We start from the raw sequence: 1,423 nt of genomic DNA, 5'->3' as shown, positions 1-1,423 counted from the left end.
TGAGCTGAACCCCATAAGTTGGACACAACTTCTGGGGTATTTTTATGCGTTACGATCTAGACTTTAAGCTCAAAGTGATTGCATACTACAGGCAAGGACATACTGGCGTCGCGACAGCGAAGAAATTCAGACTTGATAAAAAGATACTATCTAAGTGGATCCAGCAATATCAAAATGGTGGCATAGACGCAATCAAGCCTAAGGCGAGTAAAGCTAAATACAGTAGCGATTTTAAATACCAAGTGATCATGATCATGTTAAAGCAAGGTTTAAGTCAGTCTGAGACGGCGCTCAAGTTTAACATCAGCTCACCAGCGCTTATCAGCCATTGGCATAAAGCTTATCGACTCTACGGTATGTCTGGACTCATATCCAAACGTAAAGGTAATACCGCCATGACCAAGCCAGTTATCACAGACAAGCCACATGATGACAAGACCCTAGCAGAATTAAAGCGTGAGAATGAGTATCTACGTGCGGAGGTTGCCTATCTAAAAAAGCTGGATGCACGGCTTCGGGAAAGGGAACAAGCTGCGACAAAGCAAGGCTCATCGAAGAGTTAAGAGAGCAGCATCTATTATCTGATTTATTAACCATAGCAACCCTTGCAAGGAGTAATTTCTACTACCATAGAGCGCAGCTGTGGAGTAAAGATAAGTATGCCGACTTAAAGCAGCATATCACCACCCTTTATCACCAGCATAAAGGCAGATATGGCTATCGTAGAATCACGGTCGCCCTAAAACAGGTAGGGATTCATCACAATCATAAACTTATCGCCAAGCTTATGAAGCAGCTGAAGCTCAGTGCACGGATTCGACGGCAAAAATGGCGCTCATATAAGGGACAACAAGGCAAAATAGCAAGCAATCATCTAAAGCGTCGGTTCAAGGCAAATAGACCCTTTAAACGTTGGCTCACTGATATTACCGAGTTTAAGGTCGGTGATAACAAATTATACTTATCACCGATACTCGATTGTTATAATAATGAGATTATTAGTTATACGCTCTCAAAAAGGCCGACCTATGATTTAGTAAGTCGAATGCTAAGTCAGGCACTGGAAAAAACTAAAGCCAGCCGTCATAAGAAGCTAATGCTACATTCAGATCAGGGATGGCATTATCAGATGAAGCCGTTTAAAAAGACGCTCAAAAAGCATCAGATTAAACAAAGTATGAGCAGGAAAGGAAATTGCCTCGATAATGCGCTGATGGAGGGCTTCTTCGGTACACTAAAGTGTGAGACTATTTATATTGAGAAGCCAGGCTCGATTGAGGCGTTAGAGAAACAGATTAATGAGTATATCCACTACTACAATCATGAAAGAATTCAGCTTAAACTAAAAGGACTGAGTCCTGTGCAATACAGAACTCAGTCCTTGATATAAACTTAAACCGTCCAATATTTGGGGGTCAGTTCA

The 1,423-nt window shown here is 41.7% G+C and carries 2 protein-coding genes; both read left to right on the top strand.

The window, feature by feature from the left end:
* Positions 1-44 precede the first annotated feature (44 nt).
* Complete coding sequence (locus tag DFP82_RS14625; protein ID WP_110924450.1) at positions 45-563, top strand: helix-turn-helix domain-containing protein; 519 nt, start codon at positions 45-47, stop codon at positions 561-563.
* The gene (locus DFP82_RS14620) at positions 551-1,390 is read left to right on the top strand and encodes an IS3 family transposase (protein WP_245905749.1); all 840 of its coding nucleotides are present in this window, start codon (positions 551-553) and stop codon (positions 1,388-1,390) included. The genes DFP82_RS14625 and DFP82_RS14620 overlap by 13 nt, the downstream gene beginning before the upstream one ends.
* The last annotated feature ends 33 nt before the right edge of the window (positions 1,391-1,423 follow it).

It is taken from the genome of Psychrobacter fozii (assembly GCF_003217155.1).
Lineage (GTDB): Bacteria > Pseudomonadota > Gammaproteobacteria > Pseudomonadales > Moraxellaceae > Psychrobacter > Psychrobacter fozii.
Note: the sequence above shows the minus strand (reverse complement) of the source record. Positions and strands in the feature narration are given on the sequence as shown.

What these genes read in the sequence shown, in the direction of transcription:
- DFP82_RS14625 (WP_110924450.1), top strand. Translation starts at nt 45, where the DNA reads ATGCGTTACGATCTAGACTTTAAGCTCAAAGTGATTGCATACTACAGG.